Here is a 23,084-nt window from a genome sequence, read left to right as displayed (position 1 = left end):
AACTTTTGCGTAACGGCAGGTCATAGACCTGAGTAGTACTCTAAAGCCGTCACCGGACGGCGGAAGACGAACGTTCTTGGAGGTGGCGTACCAAATGAGCTCAGCCGTGGGCACGCGGACATCGACCGGCGTGCTTGAACTGGCCGTCGAGCAGGTCCTCGCTTCGGTGAGACCCACTGCGCTCGGCGACCCGGTCGTCGGGGCACGGCGCGCGGAGGAATCCCTGCGTGACGCGCTGCGGGACGCCGGTCCCGTGGACGACAACACGGCCCTGCAGCACGCGCTGGCGTGCGCCGAGGCCGCGTGTGAACACCTGAAGTACGTGGAGATCCAGGAAGCCCGCACATTGCTGACCGCCGCCCGCGGCCAGTTGGTGCTGGCGCACGAAGGAGTGTGACTGCGTCCGGTAGTCGCCGCAGGGTGACGATCACACGATCGAATAAAGCCGCTCCCACTCTCGTGAGAACCTTGCTGCAGCGGGCCGGAAACGTCAGTGCTCGCTCGTAGGGTTCGGGTGTGATCGTTCACCAGGCCTGCCGGTTCGCATCGAACCCGGCCCTGGCGTGGGCACTGCCCGCGCACCGCGGTGCCGTGAGGTTCGCGCGCGCTTCGGCCCACGCGCCGGTCGTGTCGCGCCGCAGGTCCCGCCCAGTCTCGCGCGCGGAGTTTCGTCAGCAGGAGTACGAAGCGCGCCGACTGGGTAGTTGTCTGGTCGTGGCAGCCCGCTGGTCCCCGTCGTCCAAGATCCGCTCGGATCCTGGCGCGGTGAAGGCCGGGCTGACACCCCTGAAGCCCCGGCGGCTCGAACGGGCGTGGCGCCCACCTGAAGACCCGCTGCACGTGGACTGGTGGCCTTGACACGTCGTCCCCGCACCGGGTGACCGGACCGGATGAGAACCCGGCCTGCCGTGCCGCAACGACGTGATGCCACGACGTTGTCGCACGGATATGGTCTTTTCAGCAGCTAGTTTCTTGCGACGAGGAGCATTGTGCGACCCTGGCCCGGTAGGCCCTACCCGCTTGGCGCCGGCTACGACGGAGTGGGCACCAATTTCGCCCTGTTCTCCGAAGTCGCCGAGTACGTCGAGCTCTGCCTCTTCGACGAGGACGGCACGGAGACACGCGTGCGGATGCCGGAGGTGGACGGTTTCGTCCACCACGGCTACCTGCTGGGCGTGGGCCCGGGACAACGCTACGGATACCGCGTGCACGGCCCGTACGACCCGGCGCGAGGCCTGCGCTGCAACCCCAACAAGCTGCTGATCGACCCGTACGCCAAGGCCATCTCGAACGGCCTGTCGTGGGACGAGGCGCTGTACGGCTACAAGTTCGGGTCGCCGGACGAGCGCAACGACGACGATTCCGCGCCGTACGTGTCGAAATCCGTGGTGGTGAACCCGTTCTTCGACTGGACGAACGACAGGCTGCCGAAGACGCCGTACAACGAGAGCGTCATCTACGAGGCGCACGTTCGCGGTCTCACCATCGACCACCCGGAGATCCCGCCGCGCCTGCGGGGCACGTACGCGGGTCTCGCGCATCCGGTGATGATCGACCACCTCGTCAAGATCGGCGTCACCGCGGTCGAGCTGATGCCGGTGCACCAGTTCATCAGCGATCACACGCTGGCGGAGCGCAGGCTCAGCAACTACTGGGGCTACAACACGATCGGGTTCTTCGCGCCGCACGACGGCTACTCGGCGTTGCCGCTCAACCAGGTGCAGGAGTTCAAGGGCATGGTCAGGGCCCTGCACCAGGCGGGCATCGAGGTCATCCTCGACGTCGTCTACAACCACACGGCGGAGGGCAACCACCTCGGGCCGACGCTGTCGATGCGCGGTATCGACAACGAGGCGTACTACCGGCTCGAGGACGACGACCCGCAGTACTACACGGACTACACGGGCACGGGCAACTCGCTGAACGTGCGCACGCCGCACACGCTGCAGCTGATCATGGACTCGCTGCGGTACTGGGTCACCGAGATGCACGTCGACGGCTTCCGGTTCGACCTCGCGGCCACCCTCGCCCGTGAGTTCTACGACGTGGACAGGCTGGCGACGTTCTTCGAGGTCGTGCAGCAGGACCCGGTCGTGTCGCAGGTCAAGCTGATCGCCGAGCCGTGGGACGTCGGTCCCGGTGGCTACCAGGTCGGCAACTTCCCTCCACTGTGGACGGAGTGGAACGGCAAGTACCGCGACACGGTCCGCGACTTCTGGCGCGGTGAGCCCGCGACGCTCGGCGAGTTCGCGTCGCGCATCACCGGCAGCAGCGACCTCTACCAGGACGACGGCCGCCGGCCGTACGCGTCGATCAACTTCGTGACGGCGCACGACGGCTTCACGCTGAACGACCTGGTGTCGTACAACGAGAAGCACAACGAGGCCAACGGCGAGGACAACCAGGACGGCGAGAGCCACAACCGGTCCTGGAACTGCGGTGTCGAGGGGCCGACGGACGATGAGGAGATCCTCGCGCTCCGGCGCCGGCAGCGGCGCAACCTGATGGCGACGATGCTGCTGTCGCAGGGCGTGCCGATGATCGTGAACGGCGACGAGTTCGGCCGCACGCAGAACGGCAACAACAACGCCTACTGCCAGGACAACGAGGTCTCCTGGGTCGACTGGTCGCTGCTCGAGGCCAACGCCGAGCTGGCCGAGTTCACCTCGGCGCTCGCCGCGTTCCGCAAGGCGCACCCGGTGTTCCGGCGCCGCCGGTTCTTCGCGGGCCGGCCGATCCGCAAGGGCGAGGAGCTGCGCGACATCGCGTGGTTCACGCCGGCGGGCGAGGAGATGACCGAGCAGAACTGGGAGGACGACTTCGGCAGGTGCATCGTCGTCTTCCTCAACGGCGAGGGCATCCCCGACCTCGACTCGCGCGGCATGCGGGTTACCGACGACTCGTTCCTGATGGCGTTCAACGCGCACCACGAGGACATCCAGGTCACCTTGCCCGACCCCGAGTACGGTCCCGAGTGGAGGGTCGTCGTGAACACCACGACCGGGGAGGTCGGCGGCAACGAGAAGCCGATCGCCGCCTCCGGGCAGCTGTCGCTCACCGCGCGGTCGCTCGTCGTGCTGCAGCGGGTGGGCTGATGGGCGCGCCGTCCTCGACCTACCGCGTCCAGTTCACCCCGTCGTTCACCTTCGCCGACGCCGCCGGCATCGCGGACTACCTGGCGCGCCTGGGAGTGGGCGCGCTCTACGGGTCGCCGATGCTCGACGCGCGGGAGGGCTCGACCCACGGCTACGACGTCACCGATCCGACTCGCGCGCGGCCCGAGCTGGGCGGCGACGCCGAGCGGGTCGCGCTGCAGGTCCGGCTGAAGGCGCTGGACCTCGGCCTGGTGGTCGACATCGTGCCGAACCACATGGTCGTGCCGAACCCGTGGTGGGAGGACGTGCTCGCGCACGGCCAGGCCTCGAAGTACGCGCGGTACTTCGACATCGACTGGTCGTCGGGCAAGGTGCTGCTGCCTGTTTTGGGCGAGGACGCTCCCGAAGAGGTCCACGAGCACTACCTGAAGGCGAACTGGCGGCGCGGGAACACCGAGCTGAACTACCGCAGGTTCTTCGACATCACCGAGCTCGCGGCGGTGCGGGTCGAGGACCCCGAGGTGTTCGAGGCGACGCACCGGGAGGTGTTGTCGTGGGGTGTCACGGGATTGCGCATCGACCACCCGGACGGGCTCGCCGACCCCGGCGGCTACTTCCGGCGGCTGCGCGAGCACTTCGACGGCTGGCTGGTCGTGGAGAAGATCCTCGGGCCGGACGAGTCGCTGCCGCAGAGCTGGCCGGTCGACGGCACCACGGGCTACGACGCGCTGCGCGAGATCTGCGGCGTGTTCATCGCACCCACGGACGCCTACGACGGCGACTTCCACTCGGTCGAGCACTCCTCACGGCAGCAGGTCGCGGACTCGATCCTGGTGGCGGAGGTGCGCCGCATCGCGCGCCTCGTCGAAGGGGTGGAGTTCGAGGAGGCGTGCCGTGCCGTCGCCGAGGTGATGGTCAACTTCCCGGTCTACCGGTCGTACCTCCCGGAAGGCCTGCGGCACTGGGAGACCGCGGTCAGGCTGAGCAGGTCGCCCGCCGTGCGCGCGCTGGACGAGCAGGTCCGCGCCGATCCGCACGGCGAGCTGGCGACCAGGATCCAGCAGACGTCCGGCATGGTCGTCGCGAAGGGCACCGAGGACACGGCGTTCTACCGGTACACGAACTTCGTGGCGCTCAACGAGGTCGGCGGCTCGCCGGACAGGTTCGGCCTGCCCGTCAGCGAGTTCCACCAGCGCGCCGCCCGGCGTGAGTCCGCTGAGCCGGCTGCCATGACGGCGCTGTCGACGCACGACACGAAGCGTTCGGAGGACGTGCGGGCGAGGCTCGCGGTGCTCGCGGAGATCCCGGACGCCTACCTCGCGTTCGAGGCCGAGATGAGCCAGAAGCACGGCCTCTCCGAACCGACGCTGAACCGCCTGGCGTGGCAGTCGGTCGTCGGCGCGTGGCCGCTCACCGAGGAACGGCTGGGGCAGTACCTGGAGAAGGCGTCGCGCGAGGCGAAGATCAAGACCTCGTGGGTCGACCGGAACGCCGAGTTCGACGCCGAGGTGGCCGCGTGGCCGGCGAAGGCGCTGAACGAGCCCGAGGTCGCCGCGTTCGCCGAACGGATCAAGGCTCCCGGCTGGTCGAACTCGCTGGGGCAGAAGCTGGTCCAGCTCACCGCGCCGGGGGTGCCGGACGTGTACCAGGGCACCGAGCTGTGGGACTTCTCACTGGTCGACCCGGACAACCGCAGGCCCGTCGACTACGACGTGCGCCGGGACCTGTTGGCGCGCATCGAATCCGGCTGGCTGCCGGAGGTCGACGACTCGGGCGCGGCCAAGCTCCTCGTGGTGCAGAAGGCCTTGCACGTGCGCAAGCGCGGCCTGCACGGCTACCGGCCGCTGCACGCCGAGGGTCCGGCCGCCGAGCACGTGCTGGCGTTCGAACGGTCCGGGGTGATCACGGTGGCGACGAGGCTGCCGGTCGGCCTGGAGCAGAAGGGCTGGCAGGACACGGTTCTGCCGCTGCCGGGTGCGAAGTGGACGGACGTGCTCACCGGGCGTCCGGCGACGGAGGACCTGGCGTCGTTGCTCGACACCTATCCGGTAGCGCTGCTGGTGCAGGGGGATCAGTGAGCTTCTCCGTCTGGGCGCCGACGCCCGAGTCGGTGCACGTCCGCGTCGACGGTGCCGACCACGAGATGAAGCGCGACGGCGACTGGTGGCGTTCCGACGTCGAATCGCCGGTGGGCACGGACTACGCGTTCGTCATCGAGAGCCAGGCGTACCCGGATCCGCGGTCGCTGTGGCAGCCGCGCGGGGTGCACGAGGCCTCGCGGGTGTACTCCCACGAGTTCGCGTGGACCGACAGCGGGTGGACCGGCCGGGCGCTGCCCGGTGGTGTGATCTACGAGCTGCACATCGGCACGTTCACGCCAGAGGGCACGTTCGACGCGGCCATCGGCAAGCTCGACCACCTGGTGGACCTCGGCATCTCGTTCGTCGAGGTCATGCCGGTCAACAGCTTCGACGGCGTCGAGGGCTGGGGTTACGACGGCGTGCTGTGGGGCGCCGTCCACCAGCCCTACGGCGGGCCGGACGGGTTCAAGCGGTTCGTGGACGCGTGCCATGCGCGCGGTCTGGCCGTGCTGCTGGACGTCGTCTACAACCACCTCGGGCCGTCCGGTGCGTACCTCGACAAGTTCGGGCCGTACTTCGCCGGGCGCAACGACTGGGGTCCCGGGCTGAACCTGGACGGGCCGGGCTCCGACGAGGTGCGCCGGTACGTCATCGACAACGCGGTGCAGTGGTTGCGGGACTTCCACGTCGACGGGCTGCGGCTCGACGCCGTGCACGCGCTGGCGGACCAGAGGGCGACCCACGTCCTCGAGGAGATGGCCGCCGAGGTGGACGCCCTGTCGGCGTCCGTCGGCCGGCCGCTCACGTTGATCGCCGAGTCCGACCTGAACGACGCCAGGCTCGTGACGTCGCGCGAAGCCGGCGGCTACGGCCTGCAGGCGCAGTGGTCGGACGACCTGCACCACTGCCTGCACGTCGCGCTGACCGGCGAGACCTACGGTTACTACGAGGACTTCGCGGCGCCGGGAGCGTTGAAGAACACGCTGGAGAAGGTGTTCTTCCACGCCGGCACCTGGTCGTCGTTCCGTGAGAAGCACCACGGCAAGCCGGTCGACACGGCGCTGATCCCCGGTTACCGGTTCCTCGCGTACACGCAGAACCACGACCAGATCGGCAACCGGGCCTCCGGGGACCGGTTGACCGCGTCCGTGTCGACGGGGAAGTTGTTGTGTGCAGCCGCAATCGTGCTGACTTCGCCGTACACGCCCATGATCTTCATGGGGGAGGAGTGGGCGGCGTCCACCCCGTGGCAGTTCTTCGCGTCGTTCCCGGACCCGCAGCTCGCGGAGGCCGTCCGTACCGGCCGAAGGCGTGAGTTCTCACGGCACGGATGGGGCGAATCCGACGTTCCGGACCCGATGTCGCCCCAGACGGTCGAGAACTCGCGGCTGCGCTGGGACGAGGTGCGGGAGGGTGACCACGCCGAGGTCCTGGAGACCTACAAGGCCCTGATCGCGTTGCGCCGCTCCCGCCCTGAGCTGGCCGACCCGCGACTGGACAGGTTCGTCGTGAAGCAGGACGGGGAGTGCTTGGTGTTGCACCGCGGAGCGATCCGCGTGGTGGTGAACCTCGGCACGACCCCCGTCCCGTTGCCTCACGGAGAAGTGCTGCTCGCCTCCTCGGCGAACCCGTCGTCGCTTCCACCGGACTCGTTCGCGGTCGTCGCGTCGACGTGATCCCACAACATCTGGTCGGCCAGGTCGACGGGCCGCCCCAGGTACGCGTGCACGAACGCCGTGACCAGCCGGTCCGCGGCGACGTGCAGCTTGATGTTGTGGTGCTGGGAGATGTGCACCAGCAGCTGGAAAGCCTGCTGGGGTGTGCAGGGTTTGCGTGCGGCGATCAGGCCCGTGGCCTGCCCGATGACAGTCCGGGACACCAGAGCTTTGCGCAGCCCCGCCACCTCGGCCTCGAGGGCGGTGATTCTCGCGGACGACACCGCCGGCTCCTTTCGCGTCGTCATGTCACAGCGGCATGCCGGTGTGACGACGGTGCTCGGGAGCTGCATGGCGAAAGGCGGGCACACCCAGGGCAAGCCGTCACATCGGCTTGCGGCTGGGTTCTCAACCGCGAGTGATCACCTTATCAACTGTTTCGGACGGTGCTCGCCGGGTAACCGAGTTGCATGGGTGCCGATGAGAAGTTCGAGAACAAGGCCGAAGAACTCAAGGGTCGCGCCAAGGAAGCCGTCGGCGACGCCACCGACAACGAGCAGTGGCAGGCCGAGGGCCGCGCGGAGCGCGCCAAGGCCGACATCAAGCAGGCCGGTGAGAAGGTCAAGGATGCCTTCCGCTCGGACAAGTAGCAGTCCTGGCAAGAACGCGGATGCCGCCCAGTACGTCCCCGAGGGGGCGGACTGGGCGGCTTTGCGTTCTGCGGCCGTGGGGTGTCACGGGTGCGAGCTCTACCGGGACGCGACGCAGACCGTGTTCGGCGAGGGCCCGGTACCGGCCCGCCTGATGGTGGTCGGGGAGTGCCCGGGTGATCGCGAGGACACCGCGGGCCACGTGTTCGTGGGGCCCGCCGGACGGTTGCTGGACAAGGCGTTCGAGGCAGCCGGCATAGATCGCTCGAAGGCGTACCTGACGAACGCGGTGAAGCACTTCCGGTTCACCGAGCGCGGGAAGCGCCGGATCCACCAGCAGCCCCGGCGCAGCGAGGTCGTGGCGTGCTTCCCCTGGCTGCGCGAGGAGATCCGGGTGGTGAAGCCCCGGCTCGTGGTCGTGCTGGGGGCCGTGGCGGCCAAGGCGGTGCTGGGGCCGTCGTTCAAGCTGACTGAGAATCGCGGTCAGGTGCTGGACCACGACGGGCTGAAGGTCGGGGTGACGGTGCACCCGTCGTCCGTCGTACGCGCGGAGAACTTCAGCGAGGCGTTCGACGCGTTCGTCGCGGACCTGAAGGCCCTGAAGACGCCCTGAAACGGGACAACCCCCGGACGACTCCTGCGCGAGCAGGCCGAGCGGGACCAGCGCTCGAAGTCCGGGGGTCGGGTGGCTGCCTGGGTTTACGACTAGGCGTCACCAAAAGGCGGTCCTATCGGACAGCCACCTCACGAGTCCTGTTGCTATACAACTTCGGACCACCTCCTCTCGTGTGTAAGACGAACCTACGTCGACTGCGGCGGGGCTCGCAACGGACTTTTCTCACGTCACCTCGGGCGCCCGTTTCGCGTAGAATCCGCAGGCATGGTGCGCATCCCACTGACGTCGCTGGAACGGGAGCGCGGCCGAAGGCTCGGTCAGCTGCTGCGGGACGCCCGCGGCGAGGCGAGCATGGTCGAGATCGCGGCACGCGCCGGCCTGTCCGCCGAGACCGTGCGCAAGATCGAGACGGGACGCGCCCCCACGCCGTCGTTCTTCACCATCGCCGCCCTCGCCGGTGCACTCGGGATCTCCCTCGATTCCATCAACGAACTGCTGACCCCGCAGAGCCGATCGGCCTGATCGCGGAGAATTCGCTCGGTCGAGTTACCACTAAAGTTTGAGATCAGCGGCAGTTCAGCAGATGACCTTGACGACCCGTTGTGCCCCGTGTTCGGGTGGATCCACGAGATTCGCTCTTCTCGAATCAGGGGGAAATGGTGAAATTCATTTCAGCTGTGATCGCTGCGTTCTTCGCGTTCGTTCTCGTCGGCGCGCCCGTGGCGTCCGCAACGCCGGAAGCGCAGATCAGCAGGGGTGAGGTGCTCAAGCGGGCGGCCACCTGGCTGACCGCGAACAACGGCAAGCAGGTGCCGTACAGCATGTCCAAGTACTGGAAGGACGGCTATCGGCAGGATTGTTCGGGCTTCGTCTCGATGGCCGCGACACTGGGGAACGCCAATCCCAAGGGTGGGCCGAACACCGTCGCTCTCGCCACCAGCAAGTACACGACTCCGATCAAGATCGCCGATCTCAAGCCCGGTGATCTCTTCATCGACCCGGTCGACGAACCCGGCGACGACTTCCGCCACGTCGTGATCTTCGAGAAGTGGACGAAGGCCGACAAGTCGCAGTACATGGCCTACGAGCAACGCGGCGGCCACGGCACCGACCACCGCGTGCTCACGTACGGCCTGACGAACTCGAAGTACAAGCCCTACCGGTTGAAGAACGTCACGGGCTGAGCGTCAGGTCCGGTCGTGGTGGCGCAGGCGCAAGGCCGACCGGCTGAGCGCCACCGCCGCGACCACGGCGACGAGCACGCCCGTGGACAGGATCTGCCCGCGGGCCTGCTCGTCGCTCAGCATCAGCACGATGACGCCGGCGATCGCGGCCAGCGCCAGCCAGGAGAGGTACGGATGGCCCCACATGGGGACCGCCGGGTTCTCCATCGTGCGGCGCAGCCGGATCTGCGAGACCGCGATGAACGCCCAGACGACCAGCAGCGCCGAGCCCACCGCGTTGAGCAGCAGCAGGAACACCGTGTCCGGCCACAGGTAGTTGAGGAGCACGGAGAAGAACCCGAAAGCCGTGGAGGCCAGCACCGCGTTGCGCGGCACACCGTTCTTCTTGACCAGCAAGGCTTTCGGGGCCTCGCCGCGTTCGGCCAGTGAGCTCAGCATGCGCGCGGCGCCGTAGAGCGTGGCGTTGATGGCGCTCAGCAGCGCCACGAAGATGACGACGTTCATGATCTGCCCGGCCGCCGGGATCCCGATCCGGTTCAGCACCGCGACGTACGGGCTGGCGCCGACCTCCGAGTCGTTCCACGGCAGGAGCGTCACGACGACGGCCATCGAGCCGAGGTAGAACACGAGCAGCCGGGTCATGGACGTCCGGACGGCCTTCTTGACGGCGTGCTGGGGGTTCTCGGCGTCGGCGGCCGCGATCGTGACGACCTCCAGGCCGCCGAACGCGAACACCACCGCCATGAACCCGGCGATGACGCCTCCCCAGCCGTGGGGCAGGAAGTCGCTCAGGTTCTGCGTGCCGGGGGAGTCGACGCCGGGGAGCAGGCCCGCGATGGCCGCCGCCCCCAGCGCGAGGAAGAGGACGATCGCGGCGACCTTGAGGCCCGCGAACCAGAACTCGAACTCGCCGAAGTTGCGGACGCCCACGAGGTTCACCGCGGTGAGCGCGCTCATGAAGATCAGCACCCAGACCCACTGCGGCACCGCGGGAACCCAGCCCGAGGCGATCTTGGCCGCGCCGGTCGCCTCGACCGCGAGGACCACACCGACCGCCGCCCAGTACGTCCAGCCGACCGTGAACCCGGCCCACGGCCCGATCGCCTTTTCCGCGTGCACGGAGAACGCGCCGCCGCTCGGGTGCTCGGCCGCCATTTCCGCGAGCATGCGCAGGACGAGCAACGCCAGAATTCCGGCGAGACCGAACGAGATGAGCACCGCCGGTCCGGCGAGCGCGATGCCGGCGCCCGTCCCGACGAAGAGGCCCGCTCCGATCACACCTCCCAGCGCGATCATGGTGACATGCCGTTCCCGCAGGTGACTCACGCTCTCCAGCCCCGTTCGAGTGTGCCGATGGCGGGCCGATAGTGAGTTCAAGGCGGCGGAGAGTCAAATCGTGTGATCGGAGTTACACCGTACTGAAACAAGTGAGGGTGAGATCCATGAACTCGCCTGAGGGAGTACTACCGGCCGGAGTTCTGCCGCAGCTCGACACGTTCGCCGGCGCGCTCGAGCGCTACTCGGGCTGGGGGTGGCTGGTGCTGCGGTCCGAGAACCGCCTGCTGCTGACCACCGACCATTCGGTGTCCGCCGTGGAGATGGCGGCGGGGATCGGCCGGGAGGTGCAGGCCTATCTGTCCGTGCGGATGCTGGGCGGCCCGGTGGTGGTGCTGCCCTCGGCCGCGGGGGCTCCCGGGCGATGGCTCATCCTCACCGAGTCCGCCGACGAGGCGTCGCAGGTGAACCTGATCCGGTTGCGGGCGCGGGGCGCGCTGACGCACCGGCTGGGGACGCTCGTGCCGTTGCCGCCGTCGCGGATCGACGGCGGCGGGGTCCGGTGGCACGGCGAGGTGCCGGCCGTGAAGCCGTTCGTGCCGCCGTTCTCGGCCGTGGTGGCGGCGCTGAGGGCGGTCACGGAGACCGCCGGGCTGCGGTGACTCTTCGCGCAGTCGTAACGGCGTGATTCGCCATCCCGGTCTTCCAGGACTTTCACGATCACTGAATCGATTTCCGGTTACGCCTGGGAGCGCTTTGTTACGCGTAGGTGAGCGGCCCATTCTTGCGTTGTTCTTGACGCTTCGGAATCGAGATAGAGCCGTCACCACGACTGCTCTGGGTTATCTTCGGCTACCCCGATTGCGATGTAAATTCACTCCACAGGACGCGTCTGAGGCTCTACGGTTTATGAGGTCGGACACCAACGGAAGGAGCTGGGCATGGACGGCTACGAGATTCTCGCCGACGAGGACGGGCACGTTCGCGGTTACGACTAGACATCACTCATCGGCTGCGTGAGGGAGTCACCCCGAAGCGACTCCCTCGGCCCGAATGCGGACCAGTTGTTCGTTCTTCGTGAGGAATCGTCCAAGCCTGTTCCGGGCCGGGCGTCAGGCAGCCCGCAGACGTCCAGCCGTGCTCGCGCGGACCACGAGCGTCGTCGGGAGCTCCCGGTGCTCGGCCGGTCCGCCGTCGAGCAGCGAGGCGAGGAGGTCGACGGCGACCTCACCGGCGGCCTCGGTCGGCATGTGGACCGTCGTCAGCGCGGGGGAGCACATCGTCGCGTAGAGGATGTCGTCGAACCCCGTCACGCTGATCTGCTCCGGCACCTTCACGTCGTGCGCCGCGAGGTAGGCCAGCACACCCAGTGCGATCAGGTCGTTGTAGCAGATGAACGCCGTCGCACCGGTGTCGAGCGCCTGCTCGGCGGCCGCGTGGCCGCCGTTGAAGTTCGGTTCGAACGAGCCGAGCAGCCGGGCACGGCCGGCGAGACCCTGCATCCTGCGGTCGTTCGACCACGCCGCGGCGGGGCCGCCCAGGTAGACGTGGTCCTCGTGGCCCAGCGACTCCAGGTGCGCGACCACCTGGTCCATGCCGGACGCGCTGTCCATCAGGACCGACGAGACGCCCGGCACGATGCGGTTGACCATCACCAGCGGGGTCATCGCCGCCAGGTCGGCGATCGTGTCGTCGGACAGCAGCGACGCGCACAGCACCACGCCGTCGACCTGCGCCGCCATCGTCCGCACGAGCTCGGCCTCGGTGGCCGGGTCCTCCCTGCTGTCGCAGAAGAACACCGAGGTGCCCGCCTCGCCCGCCCTCGTCTGCACGCCCCGCAGGATCGAGGGGAAGAACGGGTTGAGCAGGTCGGGCACCACGATGCCGAGGTTCCCGGTGCGGCCGGTGATCAGGCTTCGCGCCGCCCGGTTCGGCTGGTAGCCGAGCCCGGCGACGACGTCGAGGACCCGTTGCCGGGTGGCCTCCTTGACGAGTCCCGGCGCGCTCAGAGCACGTGAGACGGTCGAAACGGAGACCTGAGCCTGGAGTGCGACATCCCTGATCGTGACGGCCACGGGCAAATCATCGCAGTCAAGGTCAAGAACGACCCCGTCCGCCGGTCACAGTTCCAGCCCGGTCAGCACCAGGACGCGCTGTTCGGTGAGGTCGTCCATGGCCGCGCGCAGGCCCTCCCGGCCGATGCCGGACTCCTTCACGCCGCCGTAAGGCATCTGGTCCGCGCGGTAGCTCGGCACGTCGCCGACGATCACGCCGCCGACCTGGAGCCGTTGCGCGGCCCGGAAAGCCAGCCGCACGTCCGTGGTGAACAGGCCCGCCTGCAGGCCGTAGCGGGACGCGTTGACGCGGTCGAACGCCTCCTCGACGCTGTCCACCCGCGTGAGCGTCACGACCGGGCCGAACACCTCCTCGGCGTTGACCTTCGAGTCCTCCGGCACGTCGGTCAGCACGGTGGGCGCGTACGTGCGGCCGTCACGGGTTCCGCCCGTCAGGACCGTGGCACCGGCCTCGCGCACCCACGACTCGACGCGGTCGGCCGCGGCGTCGTTGATCAACGGGCCGACGTCGCCGGCCACGTCGAGCTTGTTCACGTGCTGCACAACGGCTTCCGAGACGGCGTCGTACACGTCGGTGTGCACGTAGACGCGCTGCACCGAGATGCACGACTGACCGGCCTGGTACATCGCGAACGTGGCGATGCGCTGCGCCGCGAACTCGAGGTCCTGCCAGTCGGGGGCGACGATCGCGGCCGCGTTGCCGCCCAGTTCGAGGGTGACGTGCTTGCGCGGCACGCGTTCCTTGATGCCCCAGCCGACCGGTCCGGAACCGGTGAACGAGACCACCGGCAGGCGCGGGTCCTCGACCAGGGCCGCCGTGTCCTCATTGGACAGGTGCAGGACCGCGAACGCACCGCCGGGCAGGTCGGTCTCGGCCAGCAGTTCGCCGAGCAGGAACGCGACCTTCGGCGTGGCGGGCGCGGGCTTCAGCACGATCGGCGCGCCGACGGCCAGCGAGGGCGCCACCTTGTGCGCCACCAGGTTCAGCGGGAAGTTGAACGGCGCGATGCCCAGCACCGGGCCGCGCGGCACCCGGCGCACCAGCGCGAGACGGCCCTCGGCGGAGGGGTCGGTGTCGAGGCGCTGCAGCTCACCGGAGAACCGGCGGGCCTCCTCCGCGGCCCAGCGGAACGTGGAGATCGCGCGGGTCACCTCGACGCGCGCCCACTTCAGCGGCTTGCCCGAGTCGTCGTTGATGGCCTGCGCGAACTCCTCGGCACGCTCGGCCAGGCGCCGCGACACGTGGTCCAGGGCGGACGTGCGGCGGTGCGCGGGGAGCGCGGCCAGTTCGGGCGCGACGGCGTGCGCCTTCGCGACGGCGTTCTCGACGTCTCCGGGGGTGTGGAAGTCGATCATGCGAGCAGAGCTCCTTCGAGCACGTCGAGTCCTTCGGCGAGCAGGTCGCCGGGGATGACCAGCGGGGGCAGCAGGCGGATCACGTTGCCGTAAGTGCCGCACGTCAGCACTACGACACCCTGTTCGTGGCACGCTTTCGCGACGCGCGCGGCGACGTCGGGCGTGCGTTCGGTGAACTCGATGGCGAGCATGGCGCCGCGGCCCCGGACGTCCGCGATGATGTCCGTCTTCTCCGCGATCGCCCTGAGCCGGCCCAGCACCGTCTCCTCGATGCGGAGGGCAGCGCTGTTGAGGTCGCGGTCGCGCATCGTGCGGATGGCGCCCAGCGCCGCCGCGCACGCCACCGGGTTGCCTCCGTAGGTGCCTCCGAGGCCACCGACGTGCACGGCGTCCATGATCTCGGCGCGACCGGTGACGGCGGCGAGCGGCAACCCGCCCGCGATGCCCTTGGCCGTGGTGATCAGGTCCGGCACGACGCCCTCGTGGTCGAGCGCGAACCACGAACCGGTGCGGCAGAAGCCGGTCTGGATCTCGTCGGCGACGAACAGCACGCCGCGTTCCCGGCACCACCGCGCGATCGCCGGCAGGAAGCCCTCGGCGGGTTCGATGAACCCGCCCTCGCCCTGGATCGGCTCGATCACGACGGCGGCGGTGTTGTCCGCGCCGACCTGCTTCTCGACGGCGGCGATCGCCCTGACCGCCGCTTCGGCACCGGTCAGGCCGTCATGCAACGGGTAGGACGCCGGCACGCGGTAGACCTCGGGAGCGAACGGCCCGAACCTGTGCTTGTACGGCATGTTCTTGGCGGTCAACGCCATCGTGAGGTTCGTGCGGCCGTGGTAGCCGTGGTCGAACACCACGACAGCCTGCCTGCCGGTGACGTGCCGGGCGATCTTGACCGCGTTCTCGACGGCCTCGGCGCCGGAGTTGAACAGCACCGACCGCTTCTCGTGGTCTCCCGGGGTCAGCTCGTTCAGCTGTTCGCAGACCTCGAGGTAGCTCTCGTACGGCGTGATCATGAAGCAGGTGTGGCTGAACCTGTCGATCTGCGCGTGCACGGCCTCGGCCACGGCGGGCGCGGGGTTGCCGGCGTTCGTCACGGCGATGCCGGAGCCCAGGTCGATGAGCTGGTTGCCGTCGACGTCGATCAGCAGGCCGTCGTCGGCGGAGTCGATGAAGACGGGCAGCGTCGAACCGACCCCCGCGGCGACGGCGCCCTTGCGCCGCGCCTGGAGTTCCAGGGACTTGGGACCTGGGATCGCGGTGCGCAGTCGGGTCATGTACTCAGCATGGCCCTGGTCAGTGGCGCGCGCAGGGTCTGAAATGGCGATCTGTGCGGGTGAGGTTGTACAAAGTGGCACATGCCCATCACGGTGCGGGAACTGGCGGGGAAGCTGGCGTTGCCGGTGCTGGCGGGAGACGTGTCGAAGCCGGTCGGGTGGGTGCACGGCACGGAGCTCGCGGACCCCGCACCGTTCCTGGAGGGTGGCGAGCTGCTGCTCACCACGGGCCTCAACGCCCTGCGGGACGGCTACGTCGAACGGCTCGTGCGCGCGGGCGTCGTCGGGCTCGGCTTCGGCACGGGACTGGGGCACGACGTCGTGCCGCCCGCGTTGGTGGAGGCAGCCGAGGAGGTGGGCCTGGGACTCGTCGAGGTGCCGCGCGACGTGCCGTTCATCGCGATCAGCAAGGCGGTGTCGAAGGCGCTCGCCGCCGACGAGTACGCGGCGCTGACCAGGACCAGCGAAGCCCAGCGCGCACTCACCAGAGCCGCGGTCCGGACCGGCGTCGGGGGAGTGGTGCGCAGGCTCGGTCAGTGGATCGACGGCTGGGCCGTGCTGCTCGACGCGGCCGGTCGGACCGTGCACGCCCACAACCCGCGGCTCGTCCCGGACCTGACCGCCGAGCTCACCCGCCTGAAGACTGCGGGCGGCCTGGCCAGCGCCGCGTTCGAACTCGACGGCGTGCACGTGTTCCTCCAGGTCCTGGGCAGCCGCGCCCGAGGCGTTCTGGCGGTCGGCACCGCCAGGCCGGAGCCGGGGATCGTCAACACGGCCGCGTCGCTGCTTGTCCTCGCACTCGCCCAGCACGACTCCGTCGACGCGGCCAGGAGAGAGCTTCGCGCCGGCCAGTTCCGGATGCTGCTGGCCGGGCTCGCCGTCGACGGACTGCCCGGCCGGTTCCGGGTCTTCCTCACCGCCGAACCACCGGACGACGACGTGTTCTGGGCAGAGCACGACGGCGACATCGTCGTGCTCACCGATGAGTTCGACGGCGTCGCTTCGTCCGAAGTGGACCAGAACGGCGTCGCGCGCGGGTACCGCGAGGCCCGCCAGGCGCGGAAGGCCGGCGTCCGCACGTTCGAGGAGCTCGCCGGGAACCTGCCGCTGCCGGACGGCTTCGCCGACGCGTTGCTGCAACCACTCGACGCGGAAACCCGTGCGACGCTTCGGGTGTGGCTGGCGCACCACGGCGCGTGGGACCCGGCAGCGATGGAACTGGGCGTGCACCGGCACACGTTGCGCAACCGGGTGCGCAGGGCCGAGCAGGCGCTGAACCGCTCGCTCGACTCGCCCGGCCTGCGCGCGGAACTGTGGTTAGCCCTGCACCGCGAAGGTCAGTGAGGCGGTGTAGCCGGACCCGGCGTCGCCCGACATCGTCGCCATCTGGTGGTCGACGCCGTCGCGGAACACCATGTCCTGCTTCAGCGAGGTCCGCGCCATGTTCCGCACGCTCTGCGTGTACCCGGTCGTGCCGTAGACCTCCTTGCACGTCGTCTCCGGCAACGCGAGCTGCGAGGTCGTGATCTTGTTGCCGGCCTTGGTCGCCTCGGCGAGGCTCGGGTAGACCTCGAAGTGGACGTGCGGCCAGCGCCCCGCGTACGCACCGGGGAAGACGCTGACGAACGTCAGCTCGCCGGAAGCGTCGGCCTCCTGGACCCCGCGCAGGAAGTTCTCGTTCTTCACGCGGTCCGAGTACATCGAGTAGTCGCCGTTGATGTCGCAGTGCCACAGGTAGACCGCGGCACCCGCGAACGGCTTGCCGTCGTCGTCCTGGACCGTCAGGTCGATGGTCAGCCGCACGCCCTCGGCCGTGCGGCTGGAGGAACCGAAGCTGGAACGGATGTCCGAACGCACGATCCCGCTCTGCGTCAACGCGTTCGGGCCGTTGGAACCGTCGCCGGGGTAGGGGCCGGCGGTCTCCGCGGGGATGGTCTCCAGCGGCGAGCCGCCGGCCGTGGCGGACGGACCGGTGGTGGTGGTCGAGGTCGCGGTGGTGGTCGACGGGGCGCAGGCCACGAGCGTGAGGCCCGCGCCGCCGAGCAGCGACAACGCCCGCCTGCGCCCGATGAGCGTGGCGAGGTCGAACTGGAGGCCGCGGTCGTGGTTGTCCGTCATGCGACCCAGACTGCGGCCGAATCCTGTGAGCCGCCTGTGGAGAACCTGTCATGCGTCTAGCTGAACTCCGGCAGGGTCAGCGCGGAGTGTTCGGGGCGCGCGGTCTCGGCGGGCATCGTCTCGCGCGAACGCAGGGCGGCGTTGCGCGCGGCCAGCGCCTCGGCGGTGCCGGGGAACAGTTCCGCGTCGCCGACGTCGACCAGGTTCTGGTTCGCCTCGACGAACGGCCGGATCGTGCGCTCGTACGCCCCGAAGTCGCTCATGTCGCCCGCCAGCACGTAGGCGCCGACCAGTGCAAGGCTCGACCCCTGCCCGGTGAGGAACGACGGGGCGTGCGCGGCGTCCCCGGTCAGTGCGACGCGGCCGGAGGACCAGCGCGGCATGCGGATCTGGCTGACCGCGTCGAAGAACAGGTCGTCGGCCTCCTGCATCGCCTTCACCAGACCCGGCACCTCCCAGCCGTCGCCGGCGAACACCTCCGCCACGAGGTCGCGCTGGGCCTGCGGGTCGCGGAACGCGCGGAACGGGGCCTCGGCGCGCGCGAAGCTCAGGAAGCCGTGCGTGGAGTCGTTCGACCCGACCGTGCTCATCACCCTGCGCATGGCCGACCGGCCGTTGCGGGTGGGGGAGATCGCCACGCGGATGCAGGTCGTCGGCCCGCACGTCACGAGGCACCTGCACGACCTGGAGCGCGCCGACCTGGTCCGTCGCGTCACCGATCCCGACGACCAGCGCGCGCGGCTCGTCGAGCTCACCGAGAAGGGCGCCGACGCGTCCGGGCGTTATCTGGAGGCCCTCCTAGGCTGGTTCGCCGAGGCCATCGCCGACTGGTCCGAGGAGGACAAGACGGCGTTCGGCCGGTTGCTCAGCCGGTTCGTCGACGACCTCCAGGCGCACCTCGTCCGGGACTGAACCACGCCGTCCACGCCGTTTCCGGCCCCGCGTCAACCGCTGCCCGAAGTCGGCATACTGACCTGCGTGCTCGGATTGCGTCCGGCGGAACTCGCGGTCTACGAGGTGCTCGTGGACTCCTACCAGCTGGGGCTGGACGAGCTGTGCCCTGCGGCGGGCCTCGCCGAGCACGTGGTGCGGGCAACGCTGAGGTCGCTGACCGAGCTCGGTTTCGTCCACCAGGTCGAGGGGCTGCACACGGCCGTCGCCCCGGACGTCGCGCTGGCGGCGTACTTCCTGCGCCGCGAGGACGACCTGCGACGGGAACGGTTGCTCGCCGGCGCGCTGCAAGTCCGCTACGAGCGGGCGGCGGGTGTGCGCGCTCCCGCGGACCTCGTCGAGGTGGTGCACGGCGCCGAGGCGATCTCGCGGCGCGCGGACCAGGTGATGCGCACGGCCCGGCACGAGGTGCGGTTCGTGGACAAACCGCCGTACGCCAAGGCACCCACGTCGTTGCACCCGGTGGAGGAGGAGCTGCTGAACCGCGGCATCCGGTTCCGGGGCATCTACGAACGCCGCGCCCTGGAGCTGCACGACCTGCGCGCCGACCTGGAGATGGGGCTGTCGCTGGGAGAGGAGGCGCGGGTCGTCGCGGCCGCGCCGACGAAGATGATCCTCGCGGACTCCCATCTCGGGCTCATCCCGTTGTACAGCACCGAGACGACGCTGGAGAGCGCGGTGATCGTGCACCGGTCGGCGTTGCTCGACTCGCTCGGGGCGTTGTTCGCGAAGCTCTGGGACGACGCGGTACCGCTGTCGTTGCCGGGGCAGCCCGCGAGCACCGAGGTCTCGATCGCGGACGCGCGGCTGCTCGCGTTGCTGGCCACGGGGTTGCCGGACCGAAGCATCGCCAAGCAGCTCGGGCTGAGCTACCGGACGTACCAGCGCCGCCTGCACCGGCTGATGGACGAACTCGGCGCGCAGACCCGGTTCCAGGCGGGTCTGCGCGCCGCGGCTCGAGGGGCTAGTTCCCTGCTGCCACCTCAGCTACCGGAGTGAGTGCGGAAAGCCTTCTGCATGGTCTGCACGACCGTGTTCCCCGCTCCGTCCCTTGCCTCCGTGCGCAGCCACACGTCGCCGCTCGGTTTGTCGATCGTGACCTGCCAGCGATCTCCGCTCGGCTGGCTCGCCGCCTGGTTCCACGTCCTGCCGTCATCTGACGACCACTGCACCTTCACGAGGGTGATGGGTGCGCTGTTGGACGCGTGCAAGTGGTAGGTGAACGGTGTGCCCGCCGGCGCGGAGTTCATGAGTCCGAGCGGCAGGTCGTGGCGGAGCCGGATGAGCGGCTGGAACTGGCAGGCCGGCTGGCCGGCGTGACACGCGTATCCGGGGGGAGGAGGGTTCTGCGAGCGGTAGGACTGGAAGGTCCACGTGGTCTCGGTGCGCGGGGCGAGGGTGAACAGCACCGGGTTGACCGCGCCCGCGACGGCTCCCGGAGCGTGCGTCTCGACCGTTTCGAGCCGGTAGGCCGCCTTCTCCGGTGCCATCGTGAAGGTGGGGTAGAAGGCCAGTGGCTCCTGGGTGGCCGGGATCTCCGCGTCGCCCCGGAACAGGCGGACCTTGGTGGTCGTGAAGAACTTGCTGTTCTGGTAGGGGTTCGTGTAGTGGCCGGGGTTGCCGTCGGTCCACTGCAGGGCGGGGACGAACGTGTCGCCCGTCCGGCAGTTCGAGCAGAGCTGCCGCCACGCGCCGTTCGCGGCGGGGTAGCGAGCGGGATGATCGGACTGCAGCGCTATCGCGGTGCTGTGCATCGGTCCCGCGAACCACCGTTCCGGTGCGGGATCGGCGCCCTCGCGGAACACGTTCTCCTGGAACATGGTCATGGCCGCACGCTGGCCCTTGGCGTCGGTTCCGCTCAGCGTCACGTGCCGCTTCCAGACGATCCGGTCGTCACCAGGGCCGATGTACTCCGTCCACGCGGCCGGCGGGGTGAACGTGGTGCCGCGCAGGATCTGCGTCTGCCACAGGCCGGTCGGGAACGGGTACCACGACTTCTGGACGGTCAGGCCCGGCTTGTCGGCGTGGTAGGCGGTCTGCCGCTTGACCAGCTTGGCGGGGTCCACCGTCCGGCGGTGGTCGGCCGGGATGCCGTTGGCGTCCAGGAAGCTCAGGTTGAACACCGACTCCGGGCCGGGTTCGACGGTCAGCCTCATGGACGTCTGCTTAGCGAGGAACTCGCCGTCCGAGTTGCCGACGCCCAGCGCCGGGAGCGAGGCGCTGGAGAGCCCGGTGAGCGCGAGCGCGCCCGGAGCGTCCACATAGGACAAGATCGCCTTCTTGCCGGCCTGGGCCGCGGCGGTGGCGGCGGTGTTCGCCGCCTTGACCATGTTGGCGGGCGTGTCCGGCGTGATCTTCACCAGTACCGTGTCCACGCCGAGGGTCAGGTCGCGCTCACCGGACCACTTCGCGGACAGCACGGCCACGTCGCCGTCCGTGGTGAGCATCCGGCCTCCCGAAGACGCTGTGACCGTCGCGGTCTGCAGGGTCAGGTTGTCCTGCAACGAGATCGCGCCCTTCTTCGCCGCCGCGGAAGGCGTCGCGCGGATCTCCCACGGTGCGCTGCCGAGCGCGGCGGCCATCTCGGTGATCAGTGGTGACTTCTCGCCTTCCGCCGGTACGACGCGGCGCATCGTCACGGTGCGGTCGCGCTGTTCGGCCGGACCTGGTGGCACGACCTCGATCGGCACGGTCTTCTGCGCGTCGAGCGAGACGTCGGCGGCGCCGGTGACGGTGAGCTCCGGTGCGGCGAGCGCGGACCAGCGCCGCACTCCCGCCGTGTTCTCGGTCGCCCAGGTCACCGCCGAATAGCGGCCGCTCGGCACGTTCGCGACCCCTTCGCCGTTCACGACGTCGAAGTAGTAGCTCAGGGTCTCGTCGAACGGGTCGTTGACGTCGTCACCACCGTTGGTGTCGTCGATCAGTTGCCCCATCGCCGGTGCGGGTGGTTTGCCGGCGCCGTCGCGGACCCGCACGGACACCGGGAACGTCTGCGGTGCCTCGTACACGCTGACCGGGGTGCGCAACGTCGTGCCGCCTCCGGTCGCCGTGACCACGCCGCCGTACACGCCCGCCGGGCCCACCTCCGGGTCGAGGGTGAGGGTGGCCGACGCCTTGGCGTGGGCGGGAACGGTCAACCGGGTGGTGCCGAGGGCGAACCCGGTCGTCGACTTCCCGTCCCAGCCCTTGAACGTCGCGGTGAGGTCGAGGTCGAGCGCCGTGCCGGAGGTGTTGACGTACTGGACCTCCCTGGTGAGCACCCCACCCGCGCCGCGCTCGTGGCGCCCGTAGCTCGCCGACGCGGTGGCCGTGGCCTTCTGCGTGATGGCCCGTGCGACGTCGAGACGGCCGGCACCCTGCTCGTACCAGGACATGCCGACATCGGTGGCGCTGCTGACGAGCGCGTTCTTCACCGTCTGCGCGTCCCAGTCGGGGTGTTGCTGCGTGAGCAGCGCCGCGGCGCCCGCGACGTGCGGCGTCGCCATCGAGGTTCCCGAGGCGGCCGTGTAGCGGCCGTCGACCGGTGAGCCCATCGAGGTGTCCGCCGCGCGGGCGGCCACGACGCCGACCCCGGGTGCGTTGATCTCGGGTTTCACGTGCGCGTCCCCGATGCGCGGACCGGTGCTGCTGAACGGTGCCAGCTTGTTCTGCCGGTCGACCGCGCCGACGGTGAGTGCGGACGCGGCGGCGCCCGGTGAGGTGACCGAGCGGCCCGCCGGGCCGTTGTTCCCCGCCGCCACCACGAACAGCGCGCCCGTCTCCGCGGAGAGCCTGTCGACCAGCGCGCTCATCTCGTCGCTGCCGTCGGTGACGTCACCACCGAGGCTGAGGTTGACGATCCTCGCTCCGGAGCGGGCCGCCCACTCGATGCCGGCGAGCACCTGGGAGGTGTCCGCCTCACCGGCGCCGTTGAACACCTTGGCGATCACGAGTGTCGCGCCGGGGGCCACGCCCTTGTACCTGCCGGCGGCGCCCTGGCCGGTGCCCGCGATGGTCGAGGCGACGTGCGTGCCGTGGCCGTGCCGGTCGACGACGTCCGGTTCGCCGGAGAAGTTCTCGGACGCGGTGATCTTGCCGGCGACGTCGGGGTGGTTCGCGTCGATGCCGGTGTCGACGACGGCGACCGTGACACCGGTGCCGTCCAGACCGGCCCTCCACGCCTCCGGGGCGCCGATCTGCCTGGTGGTCTGGTCGAGCGAGATGCGGACCGGACGGTCGTACTTCACCCGCACGCCGGACTTGGCGCTCATGTCCAGGGAACGCCAGAACTCCTGCGCCTTCGACTTCTCGACGCGGATGCCCGAAGCGTCGAGACTGCTGATCCGGGTATGTGCATTGGCGGAGAAGCCACCGGTCATCAGCACCGGAACCGTGCTCGCGCGGTCATCGGACTGCCCGGTGCGCACTAGTTCCGTGACGTTGAAGAGCGTGCGCTCGACCGTTCCGGACGTGACGGCGCTCATCGCGTCCGACGGGTAGACGTGCAGACCTTTCGCCGTCGTCATCGTGTGGAAGATCGGCTGCTCGCCATCCCTTGGCGCAGCGTGGATCTGGGCGAATTTTCGCCCGTCCGAGCGTTCGGTGTAGTCGACGACGTCACCGGTGATGAGCGTGACCCGGTGTGAGGCCTCGGATGTCTGCGCCCGCGGCGGTGGTGACGCGGCGGACGCGACTGGTGCGACGAGCGTTGCGGCAGCTGTGGCGAGTGCCAGAACTTGTCGAATCACGGCGCCCTCCCTCGGTGATCA

21 protein-coding genes are annotated in these 23,084 nt (G+C 69.3%); 13 read left to right on the top strand and 8 right to left on the bottom strand.

The window, feature by feature from the left end; translation table 11 throughout:
- The first annotated feature begins 94 nt into the window (after positions 1 to 94).
- From LX88_RS40915 to treZ, 5 genes are all read left to right on the top strand, one after another.
- Positions 95 to 397: a hypothetical protein gene (locus LX88_RS40915; protein WP_090065276.1), complete on the top strand. Its 303-nt coding sequence runs from the start codon at positions 95 to 97 to the stop codon at positions 395 to 397.
- 119 nt (positions 398 to 516) lie between these two features.
- Positions 517 to 858, top strand: coding sequence for a hypothetical protein (locus LX88_RS40910; RefSeq protein WP_258953122.1), 342 nt, complete (start codon positions 517 to 519; stop codon positions 856 to 858).
- Between the two features lie 131 nt (positions 859 to 989).
- Entirely contained in the window at positions 990 to 3,095 is a 2,106-nt protein-coding gene (gene glgX / locus LX88_RS40905) for a glycogen debranching protein GlgX (RefSeq protein ID WP_258953121.1), read from the top strand.
- On the top strand, positions 3,095 to 5,173 hold the full coding sequence (gene treY, locus LX88_RS40900; protein ID WP_258953120.1) for a malto-oligosyltrehalose synthase: 2,079 nt from the start codon (positions 3,095 to 3,097) through the stop codon (positions 5,171 to 5,173). Before glgX ends, treY begins: the two co-directional genes overlap by 1 nt.
- A complete protein-coding gene (gene treZ / locus LX88_RS40895) occupies positions 5,170 to 6,852 on the top strand; it encodes a malto-oligosyltrehalose trehalohydrolase (protein WP_258953119.1) in 1,683 nt (560 codons plus the stop codon). Before treY ends, treZ begins: the two co-directional genes overlap by 4 nt.
- Here treZ and LX88_RS40890 read toward each other — a convergent pair.
- A complete protein-coding gene (locus LX88_RS40890) occupies positions 6,771 to 7,115 on the bottom strand; it encodes an ANTAR domain-containing protein (RefSeq protein ID WP_245983899.1) in 345 nt (114 codons plus the stop codon). The two genes, treZ and LX88_RS40890, sit on opposite strands and share 82 nt — an antisense overlap.
- A gap of 186 nt (positions 7,116 to 7,301) precedes the next feature.
- Here LX88_RS40890 and LX88_RS40885 point away from each other — a divergent pair, with 186 nt between their 5' ends.
- From LX88_RS40885 to LX88_RS40870, 4 genes are all read left to right on the top strand, one after another.
- Positions 7,302 to 7,481: a CsbD family protein gene (locus LX88_RS40885; protein ID WP_090065142.1), complete on the top strand. Its 180-nt coding sequence runs from the start codon at positions 7,302 to 7,304 to the stop codon at positions 7,479 to 7,481.
- Positions 7,459 to 8,094, top strand: a complete 636-nt coding sequence (locus LX88_RS40880) for a UdgX family uracil-DNA binding protein (RefSeq protein ID WP_258953118.1) — start codon at positions 7,459 to 7,461, stop codon at positions 8,092 to 8,094. The genes LX88_RS40885 and LX88_RS40880 overlap by 23 nt, the downstream gene beginning before the upstream one ends.
- A 267-nt stretch (positions 8,095 to 8,361) precedes the next feature.
- The gene (locus tag LX88_RS40875) at positions 8,362 to 8,619 is read left to right on the top strand and encodes a helix-turn-helix domain-containing protein (protein ID WP_090010909.1); all 258 of its coding nucleotides are present in this window, start codon (positions 8,362 to 8,364) and stop codon (positions 8,617 to 8,619) included.
- A gap of 155 nt (positions 8,620 to 8,774) precedes the next feature.
- The gene (locus LX88_RS40870; protein ID WP_258953117.1) at positions 8,775 to 9,281 is read left to right on the top strand and encodes an NlpC/P60 family protein; all 507 of its coding nucleotides are present in this window, start codon (positions 8,775 to 8,777) and stop codon (positions 9,279 to 9,281) included.
- A gap of 3 nt (positions 9,282 to 9,284) precedes the next feature.
- Here LX88_RS40870 and LX88_RS40865 read toward each other — a convergent pair whose 3' ends face one another.
- Complete coding sequence (locus LX88_RS40865) at positions 9,285 to 10,607, bottom strand: amino acid permease (RefSeq protein ID WP_258953116.1); 1,323 nt, start codon at positions 10,605 to 10,607, stop codon at positions 9,285 to 9,287.
- Positions 10,608 to 10,723: 116 nt separating this feature from the next.
- Here LX88_RS40865 and LX88_RS40860 point away from each other — a divergent pair, with 116 nt between their 5' ends.
- Entirely contained in the window at positions 10,724 to 11,218 is a 495-nt protein-coding gene (locus LX88_RS40860; RefSeq protein ID WP_258953115.1) for a hypothetical protein, read from the top strand.
- A gap of 450 nt (positions 11,219 to 11,668) precedes the next feature.
- On the opposite strand, the gene LX88_RS40855 is transcribed toward LX88_RS40860, so the two are convergent.
- From LX88_RS40855 to gabT, 3 genes are read right to left on the bottom strand one after another with little or no spacing between them, the layout of a single operon-like run.
- Positions 11,669 to 12,631, bottom strand: coding sequence for a LacI family DNA-binding transcriptional regulator (locus tag LX88_RS40855; protein ID WP_258953114.1), 963 nt, complete (start codon positions 12,629 to 12,631; stop codon positions 11,669 to 11,671).
- Between the two features lie 45 nt (positions 12,632 to 12,676).
- Positions 12,677 to 14,089, bottom strand: coding sequence for an aldehyde dehydrogenase family protein (locus tag LX88_RS40850; protein WP_372511526.1), 1,413 nt, complete (start codon positions 14,087 to 14,089; stop codon positions 12,677 to 12,679).
- The gene (gene gabT / locus LX88_RS40845) at positions 13,984 to 15,267 is read right to left on the bottom strand and encodes a 4-aminobutyrate--2-oxoglutarate transaminase (protein ID WP_258953112.1); all 1,284 of its coding nucleotides are present in this window, start codon (positions 15,265 to 15,267) and stop codon (positions 13,984 to 13,986) included. The genes LX88_RS40850 and gabT overlap by 106 nt, the downstream gene beginning before the upstream one ends.
- A gap of 81 nt (positions 15,268 to 15,348) precedes the next feature.
- Between gabT and LX88_RS40840 the strand changes: the two genes are divergently transcribed.
- Positions 15,349 to 16,611: a PucR family transcriptional regulator gene (locus LX88_RS40840; RefSeq protein WP_258953111.1), complete on the top strand. Its 1,263-nt coding sequence runs from the start codon at positions 15,349 to 15,351 to the stop codon at positions 16,609 to 16,611.
- Here LX88_RS40840 and LX88_RS40835 read toward each other — a convergent pair.
- Positions 16,585 to 17,385 carry a dioxygenase family protein gene (locus LX88_RS40835; RefSeq protein WP_258953110.1) on the bottom strand — a complete coding sequence of 267 codons (801 nt, stop codon included), beginning with the start codon at positions 17,383 to 17,385 and terminating at the stop codon, positions 16,585 to 16,587. The two genes, LX88_RS40840 and LX88_RS40835, sit on opposite strands and share 27 nt — an antisense overlap.
- A gap of 56 nt (positions 17,386 to 17,441) precedes the next feature.
- The gene (locus LX88_RS40830) at positions 17,442 to 17,975 is read right to left on the bottom strand and encodes a Rossmann-fold NAD(P)-binding domain-containing protein (RefSeq protein ID WP_307792038.1); all 534 of its coding nucleotides are present in this window, start codon (positions 17,973 to 17,975) and stop codon (positions 17,442 to 17,444) included.
- Between LX88_RS40830 and LX88_RS40825 the strand changes: the two genes are divergently transcribed.
- Together LX88_RS40825 and LX88_RS40820 are read left to right on the top strand one after the other, a co-directional pair.
- Complete coding sequence (locus LX88_RS40825) at positions 17,947 to 18,297, top strand: MarR family winged helix-turn-helix transcriptional regulator (RefSeq protein ID WP_258953109.1); 351 nt, start codon at positions 17,947 to 17,949, stop codon at positions 18,295 to 18,297. The two genes, LX88_RS40830 and LX88_RS40825, sit on opposite strands and share 29 nt — an antisense overlap.
- Positions 18,298 to 18,363: 66 nt before the next feature.
- Complete coding sequence (locus LX88_RS40820; protein WP_258953108.1) at positions 18,364 to 19,335, top strand: helix-turn-helix domain-containing protein; 972 nt, start codon at positions 18,364 to 18,366, stop codon at positions 19,333 to 19,335.
- Here LX88_RS40820 and LX88_RS40815 read toward each other — a convergent pair.
- Positions 19,320 to 23,063, bottom strand: a complete 3,744-nt coding sequence (locus tag LX88_RS40815; protein ID WP_258953107.1) for a S8 family peptidase — start codon at positions 23,061 to 23,063, stop codon at positions 19,320 to 19,322. The two genes, LX88_RS40820 and LX88_RS40815, sit on opposite strands and share 16 nt — an antisense overlap.
- Positions 23,064 to 23,084: the final 21 nt, after the last annotated feature.

The sequence above is a fragment of the Lentzea californiensis genome, assembly GCF_024648825.1.
Taxonomy (GTDB): Bacteria; Actinomycetota; Actinomycetes; order Mycobacteriales; family Pseudonocardiaceae; genus Lentzea; species Lentzea californiensis.
Note: the sequence above shows the minus strand (reverse complement) of the source record. Positions and strands in the feature narration are given on the sequence as shown.

Bases quoted from the DNA above. Each gene is read 5' to 3' on its own strand.
- LX88_RS40915 (WP_090065276.1), top strand. From the start codon at position 95: ATGAGCTCAGCCGTGGGCACGCGGACATCGACCGGCGTGCTTGAACTG.
- treY (WP_258953120.1), top strand. From the start codon at position 3,095: ATGGGCGCGCCGTCCTCGACCTACCGCGTCCAGTTCACCCCGTCGTTC.
- LX88_RS40885 (WP_090065142.1), top strand. From the start codon at position 7,302: ATGGGTGCCGATGAGAAGTTCGAGAACAAGGCCGAAGAACTCAAGGGT.
- LX88_RS40880 (WP_258953118.1), top strand. From the start codon at position 7,459: ATGCCTTCCGCTCGGACAAGTAGCAGTCCTGGCAAGAACGCGGATGCC.
- LX88_RS40875 (WP_090010909.1), top strand. From the start codon at position 8,362: ATGGTGCGCATCCCACTGACGTCGCTGGAACGGGAGCGCGGCCGAAGG.
- LX88_RS40860 (WP_258953115.1), top strand. From the start codon at position 10,724: ATGAACTCGCCTGAGGGAGTACTACCGGCCGGAGTTCTGCCGCAGCTC.
- gabT (WP_258953112.1), bottom strand. From the start codon at position 15,267: ATGACCCGACTGCGCACCGCGATCCCAGGTCCCAAGTCCCTGGAACTC.
- LX88_RS40840 (WP_258953111.1), top strand. From the start codon at position 15,349: ATGCCCATCACGGTGCGGGAACTGGCGGGGAAGCTGGCGTTGCCGGTG.
- LX88_RS40835 (WP_258953110.1), bottom strand. From the start codon at position 17,385: ATGACGGACAACCACGACCGCGGCCTCCAGTTCGACCTCGCCACGCTC.
- LX88_RS40830 (WP_307792038.1), bottom strand. From the start codon at position 17,975: ATGAGCACGGTCGGGTCGAACGACTCCACGCACGGCTTCCTGAGCTTC.